At 46.5% G+C, this 456-nt stretch carries 1 protein-coding gene; it reads left to right on the top strand.

Features of this window, described 5'->3' with window-relative positions; translation table 11 throughout:
- Positions 1-448: LAGLIDADG family homing endonuclease (locus E3E51_RS12930; RefSeq protein WP_167913520.1), on the top strand; the 448-nt coding region annotated here is incomplete at its 5' end.
- Between the last annotated feature and the right edge of the window lie 8 nt (positions 449-456).

Genomic DNA, 456 nt, shown 5'->3' on the forward strand with positions numbered 1-456 from the left:
GCACTCCTCGGTACAGAGAACACCCAAATTCCTTCCTCTAAACTTCGGAACTGCCAGACTAGTAGGTCTTTGGATTGCTGAAGGCTCAACATCCAAAACGGGAGCTATAAACTTTGCCATTGGTTCCCATGAAAACGAGATTACAGAATTCCTTGCACAAACCATCAAAAAGTATTTCCCATACGCTAACGTCGTTGTGAGAGATCATGAACGGAATAGAAGAGTCGTCCGCTTCTGCAACAGGAGATTTGCCGAGTGGCTCAGAGAAAATATTGGACACAGAGCACATGAGAAGAGAATTCCCGATGTTCTTCTCTTTAACGAGAACCGGGAAGTCAGGCTTGGCCTGGTTAGGGGTCTTATAGAAGGGGACGGCTATATACGAAGAGACAACAGCAGGAGGGCCAACTACATAAGTTACACCACAGTTTCGCCTACCTTGGCCTAAGATCGGAA

The sequence above is a fragment of the Thermococcus sp. 21S7 genome, from assembly GCF_012027615.1.
Taxonomy (GTDB): Archaea; Methanobacteriota_B; Thermococci; order Thermococcales; family Thermococcaceae; genus Thermococcus.